Annotated in this window: 3 protein-coding genes; all 3 read right to left on the bottom strand. The window is 46.9% G+C overall.

Going from position 1 to position 6706, the window contains the following annotated elements:
- Positions 1-346: 346 nt before the first annotated feature.
- A complete protein-coding gene (locus tag Q0140_RS03035; RefSeq protein WP_297961715.1) occupies positions 347-3073 on the bottom strand; it encodes a TonB-dependent receptor plug domain-containing protein in 2727 nt (908 codons plus the stop codon).
- A gap of 330 nt (positions 3074-3403) precedes the next feature.
- On the bottom strand, positions 3404-6145 hold the full coding sequence (locus Q0140_RS03030) for a M16 family metallopeptidase (RefSeq protein ID WP_297961712.1): 2742 nt from the start codon (positions 6143-6145) through the stop codon (positions 3404-3406).
- A 213-nt stretch (positions 6146-6358) separates the two neighbouring features.
- The gene (locus tag Q0140_RS03025; protein ID WP_297961709.1) at positions 6359-6577 is read right to left on the bottom strand and encodes a hypothetical protein; all 219 of its coding nucleotides are present in this window, start codon (positions 6575-6577) and stop codon (positions 6359-6361) included.
- Between the last annotated feature and the right edge of the window lie 129 nt (positions 6578-6706).

Below are 6706 nucleotides of genomic sequence, written 5' to 3'. Positions count from 1 at the left end.
AGCGGCGGATCAGCCCGTCAAAATTTCAAAAGCAGTTTGTGATATTTCAATGAAAGAGCCTATTAAGCGATATCGGCTTTAAAATTTAAAAAGCCATTCGGCTCCTTAAATTGGTTGCAAGTTAAATTTGGGCGCAAATTTTATAATTTCGCGTGCGTTAAAATTTTACGACTTGCGCACGCTAAAATTTTATGGAGTGCGGTGTGGAATTTTACGGCTTTGCGGCATACGGCGGGAATTTAAAGGCGTGAAATTTGAAACTTCGCAAAACGCCGTAAATTTCAAAGAATTTCACGAAATTTTGCGGAGCCCTGAAATTTGAAAAGCTCCGCAAATTTAGCTCACGCTACCACCGAATGCCCGCTTCCAGCCAAAACTGCCTGCCCGCCTCATAGACTAGATCGAGCGAGGTGTCGCTGCTAAGTCTTGCTTTGTTGCGCTTATTTAGGACGTTGTAAATGTCTAAATTCGTAAAAAATTCCACCTCGCCCGCCATCTTTTTAGCGTATCCGATGCGCGCATCCCAGCTGTAGCTTTTGCCGAGATTTACCTTTTCGTATTTATCGTATCTAGCAGGATACTTGCCCGCAGGCGTCCTGCCGGTGCGAGCGATCGCTTCTTGCGAGCCTTTAAACGAGAGGAAGTTATTCACGCTGATACCGTAGCTTGGAATTTTCGTGATGATGTTTAGGCTCGCAGTCCAAGGCCTAGCATAGTCCTGCGCCGGAAGCTCCGATAACCTCATCAGCCTGCCGTCGTATTCGACAATCTTTTCATCTTCGAGCGTTTCTCTATCAAGCGATATGTCATAAAGGGTGTTGTTCGTTTTCATCTTGATGTGCTCAAAGCCCAGCTCAAAGCCATTTAGCGTACCGAAGGCCTCATAATCATCGATCGTTTTAACGCCGAAGGTTAAAATTTTATTTTCGCTTCTGCCGTCATTAGTAAAGGTTTGATAGTTGTTTTGGTAGTTCGGATTCGGCGCTAGGCCTAGATCTCTTCGCGTGGATTTGATGATCTGATCCCTACCCTTGCGGCTTACATATTTGCCGAAAAACTCGAAATTCCCGAGCTTTTGCTTTGCCCCGAATACCAGCTCATCCTCATAAGGCACCTTTAGCTCATTAAATTTAGTTAGAGACGGGTCTTTTGGCAGTTGCGTCCAGTTTTGCGTATAGGCATTGCGTGGACGCGTGTAGGTAGTGGCAAGACCCTCTCGCCCCTCTCTTAATTTATAGGTAAAGAGATTGCGTCCGTAGTAGCGGTTTGCGCCGAAGCTAATGATCGAATCGCCGTCGCCAAAAATATCGTAGTAGCTGTTAAATCTCGGCGCCGCAGTCGTTTGCTTCATATAATCATCCCTATTTAGTCTTACGCCCGGTCGCAAAGTAAGATCACCGATTTTTATCTCATCCTCCAGATAAACCGCCAAGCTCTTCATATCCACCTTGGTATTGCCCTTGTAATAGCTTTTTCGCGTAAAAAACTGGCCGCTTCTGCCGAGTCTCGCAAAAGAATCGTCTATAGAGCAGAGCTCGTCATTCGGATCGCAATCATGTACGCCCGCAGGTAGCGGTGCTATTCCGCTGGCGGTCATAAACTCTTTTCTTACGTTAAATTTAGCCTCTTGCTTTTTAAACTCAAAGCCCGTGATAAATCTATGCTTACTGCCGCCGAGATCAAATTCATTAAACTCCAGATCCGCGTTGTATGAAAAGCTCTTTTGAGTCTGATCGAGATCCCCAAAGCCGCCCTCTATCGCCGAAGCAGATAAAATTTTACTGCCCCAATTCTTTACGTTTGAGTATTGCCAAGCCCTGTAATATTCATTCTCTGCATCGCGCGAACTCTCCAGCTTGCTGTAGGATAAAATTTGATTAAATCTAGCAAAATCGCCATCGTAGTCGGCTTTAAGCGCTAAATTTAAACCGCCCGATTTCATATCGGCGTATGAATCCTTGACGTGGTCGTTAAACATCTTGTTTCGCTCGGGCGCGTAGGTTACGCTCGGCGTGATAGTTAAGCGGTCGCTTGCATACCAAAGCGCTTTTAGAAAGTAGTTGTCTATATTTCGCCTCTGAACTCGCTCGGTGATGGTCGTATCGGCGTTGTATCTTCTGTCGTAGGCCTTGAGCGGAATTTTACTTCTAGTGTTGGTGTAGCCGAACATCAAGCCCAGATCCTCTGTAACGGTGCCCTCTAAATTTAACCTCGTGATCCACTTATCAAATCTCGGCTGATTTAGTGGCGTAGCGGAGTTTTCAAAGTTTTGCTCATCGCCGTAGATATGGTATCTAGTCCAACTATCCTCGGTGTGCTGCATCGAAAACTTGCCGTGAAAGCCCGCGCGCGGATCTCGCGTCTTAGCCTCCACTACGCCGCCGGTAAATCCGCCGTATTTTGCCGAGACGCCGCTATCGTGCACCTCGACGCTTCGTAAGAAATCGCTATCGATCGCCATACCTTGCGAGACGGAATTCATCGTATCAAACGCCGAGAAGCGCGTAGGATTGCCGCCGGGGTTTCTAGCGGGATCGAGATCGTTATTCATATTCGCGCCGTCGAGCATAAAGTTATTTTGCCAATACTTCGCGCCGTTGATACTGATGTTTGCGGGGCTGATCTCGCCGAGCGTCGTGCTCTGGCGATTTGTGGAGCTGAATTGCACGTTTGGATTGGTGCGCAAAAGCTGCACGAAGTCGCCGTTGCCGCTAGGCATTGACTCGATCATCGTCCTGCTTATCTTTTGCGTACCGCCGTAGCTATCGCCGACGCTCGTCAGGCTCGAGTCGATGTTGCCGACGACGACTATTTCAGGGAATTTATAACTATTTATCGTCGCAGCGGAGCTCTGCGCGCCTGGGTTTTCTTTGGTAGAAACGCTCCTTGTTGCGTTATTTCCAGACGAATCCTGCGCGATGCTTAGACCGCAAAGGCACGCCGCGACTATTAAGGAGCGTGCAAGCCCCCCCCCGCAGCGATTTTGAGTAAATTTCTCGCCTTTTACGGAAGCGGAATAATTGCGGCCTGCGCCGCTTTTACATGGCTTACAGGCCCAAAAACCGACAATCATTTTTTCTCCTTTTTTGAAAATAAAAATTAAGACTGAGGAAATTTAGCCAATAATATTTTAAATTTCAATAAAAGTGATAACAATTATACGACTTATGCAAACAATAGAAAAAATGTAACAAAATAGCGGTATATCGGCGAGATAAATCTATTCCAAAATAAAATTTATCTAAAATCTATGCGCGATGCAGATAGATTTAATTGAGCTTTATTCTTGAGTTCGTTTTTAAATTGTATAAATTTACGAAGCCGAAATTTGCCGTGCAAGCGCCGTTAAATTTAAACGCGCTTAGTAAATTTTCCCGAGTAAAATTTAAAGACGCCGAGCCCGTTAAAATTTCGGCGCATTTATCCTCACGGTTTCATCGGTGTCAAAAATATATGTCTGCGCCGCCTCCGCGATATCCTTCGGCGAGATGGAATTTATGATCTTTTCAAAGGTCTTAAAATCGGCGATCTCCTCATTCCAAAGCGCGTATTTTACGAGCGCGTCGTTCCAAAACTCAGGGCTTTCGCGAGCGGTACGCGCCGTGATGATCTGGGATTTTTTAAAATTTTCAAGATGCCGCGCTACGTCCGATCCGCCGCCTGCGATTTCTGCAAAAATTTCTCTAATTGCGGATAAAATTTGATCCGTATTTTGCGGCGCGCAGGAAAACGAAATATGAAGGCTCGAGTGCTCGTACGGGATGCGGCTTAGGCTCGAAGCGACCGAAAAGCCGTAGGTGCGCCCCTCATCCTCTCTAATGCGCTCTCTAAGCGCTTCCTGAAGCACCGAAGCTAGGGCTGAAATTTTTATCGTATTTTTAAGCGAGTACGGAGCGGATCTGTTTATCGCGGTAAGCGCGACGTCGCTTCTAGGGGAGTTTTGATAGTTGCGCATAAAAACGTGCCGTCCGCTTAAGCTGCGAATTCCGTCGTCTTGAAAATCCTCGCGTTCGCCGCGAGCAGGCAAGCTCGCCAGATACTTTTTTATGAGGACTTCAGCGTCTTTTAACTCAAAATCGCCGCTAAGCACGAAAGTGTAGGATGCCGCGTTGCTAAATTTATCATAGACGATCTTTTTTAGCTCATCCGCGTTAAGCGCTTTGATCTGCGCGGCGCTTAGAGGGCGCATTCGCGCATTGCCGCCGTAGAAGAACTCGCTAAATTCCCTGCTAAATTTATACCCGGGCAGCTTCTCGTTTCGCGCAAGCTCGTCGAGCGATTTGATCTTTAAATTTTGCAGCGCCTTCTCGTCCACGCGCGGAGAGCTAATCTCTAAGTTTATCGCTTCCAGCAGCCATTTTAGATCCTGCGAGCCGCAGCTTCCGTAAAATCCGTGCGAGAACGCGGATATATTTTTGCGGTAATTCACCTGCCGCCCGCTTAAAATTTGCGAAATTTCATAATTGTTAAACTCGCCTGCGCCGCTTTCGTTTGAAAGCATCGCGGCAAAACTTCCAAGCCCCGGATGCGCTAGATTGGACATTCCGCCTCTGCTTACCGCAGCAAACGAGATGAAATCCTTGCGCGTCTTAAGCGGCTTTAAGATCACGGTCGCGTTATTTTCAAGCAGGTAGGTATAAAATTTAAATCGCGGCTCAAAGCTCTTGCTTAAAATTTTGCCCTCAGGCAGGTTTTTAGAAATCAAACTATCGGGCAGCTTTTTATGCGCGGCATGCGTATTTATCGCCTTAGCGCCGCTTTGCAGCTTTTTAAATTTAGCCTCGTCCAGATTATATCCGGAGCCGCTAAAGACGCTTGCGTGCACCTCGCCCAGATCCGTCAGGCGCTTAAATTCTAAATTTAGCTCCTCCAGGCTGATCTCGCGCAACAGCTTTATTTCCAAATCACGCTGTTTTGCGGCGCGAGGCAGGACGGCTCCTGATTTTACGGCATGAAGAATCTCTCTTGCAAAAAACGCGGAATTCGCGCTTTTTTTGCGTTCGAAGGCGCTGTGCCGCGAGCTGATCAAAGCATCCTTTGCGAGAGCAAAATCGCTCGCATCAAAGCCGCTATCTCGCAGACCTTTGATTAGCCCGAGCGCCTGCGAGATCGCGCCGTCAAAGTCTCCGCCCAAAACGGCAACGTCAAAGCTATAGATCGTTTTTTGAAACTGCAAATTCGATCTGGAAAAATTAACTCGCAGCAGCGCGCCTTCGCTAGCTTTTGCCCTCTCATAAATCGTAGAAATAAGGCTCGAGATAAGCTCGCTTTTTAAAATTTTTCTCGCATTCTCCTCGCTACTTGGGGGCGCAAATTCCTCCCAAAACGAAATTTTGACGGAATTTAGCGACGTTTCGTTCGTATCGTAATTGTAAATTTTCAAACCCTGTCTAGGCGGAATGCCCATATCCGGGCGGGCGTAGGAGTTTGTATTTTTAAGAGGCGAAAAATTTTGCTCTAGCAGTTTTAAAATTTTATCCCTTTTAAAATCGCCCACGGCTATAAATTTCATAGACCTGGGCTGGTAAATTTTTTGATAAAGCTCCTTGATTCGCTGCGCGCTTACGGATTTTACGACCGCCATATCGCCGATCGGCGCGCGATTAAAATACGCGCTGCCACCGTAAAGCTCCTCATCCATCCGCTCGTAAAGCCTCGCGATCGGCGTATCGCGGCTACGCGCCTCCTCGATTATGACGCCTCTTTCTTTTACGAGCTCAAGCGGATTAAACTCCACTCCGTCCGCAATCGAAGCAAAAATTTTAAAAACGTCCTTTAAATTTTCTTCGCTAACGGCGATGTTAAGCGTGTAGATCGTGCTGTCGTAGCCCGTCTGCGCATTTACGTCGGCGCCGAATTTCACGCCCAGGCTCTGCAGTTTTTTGATGAGCTCGTTTTTGCTAAAATCGCGGCTTCCGTTAAAGGACATATGCTCGATGAAATGCGCAAGCCCGCGCTCATTGGGGCCCTCATCGATCGAGCCCGCATCCACGATGAGATAAAAAACGGCGGAATTTTTAGGCACGGAATTTTCTAAAATATAGTATCTAAGCCCGTTTGGCAGCGATCCTCGCAGGACGGCTTCGTCCCACTCAAGCGCAAAAGCTCCCGCACAAAGCAGTAAAAATAGTAAAATTTTTCGCATTTAAGCCTTTCAATTTTCTAGTAAAATTCGCTCGCAGATATTTTTGCAGACTTTTCTCTTTCGCCCTATCAAGCTGCCCGCCTGCGCTATTCTGCGCTATTTTTTAGATTTGCTCGCTTCGACCCGTCAGCCTGCGATATTTCTTAAATTTGCCAACTTTTAACCCGCCTGTTCGCTGCGCCAGTCCCGCTTTGTTTCACGAGCATATCGATTCTAGGTTTGCGCTGCGCGGCTTCTATCGTTTATTTTATCGCAGAAGTCCGCAGGCGCATTTGATCTTGATCTACACATCCGCGCGGCGATACGGCGGCGCGGTCGCGCAAGATAAATTTTGAAATTTACTTGCACACAGGCTAAATTTAAAAAGCGCGAGCCGGTAAATTTTAAAATTTTACGCCGAACGCGGCGGACTACTAGGCTTTGAAATTTCATAGCTAAATTCCGCGGCTAGCTTTCACGACCGCTTTTATATCCGGACAGACGAGTATTTAAATTTAGCATCGCCTTTGCTCTTACTGCGCGCTGTTTTAGCACGGATTGATCAAAAAAACTTCCGATGTT

Source organism: uncultured Campylobacter sp. (assembly GCF_938045405.1).
Classification (GTDB): Bacteria; Campylobacterota; Campylobacteria; order Campylobacterales; family Campylobacteraceae; genus Campylobacter_B.
This window is presented reverse-complemented; position numbering and strand designations above follow the sequence as displayed.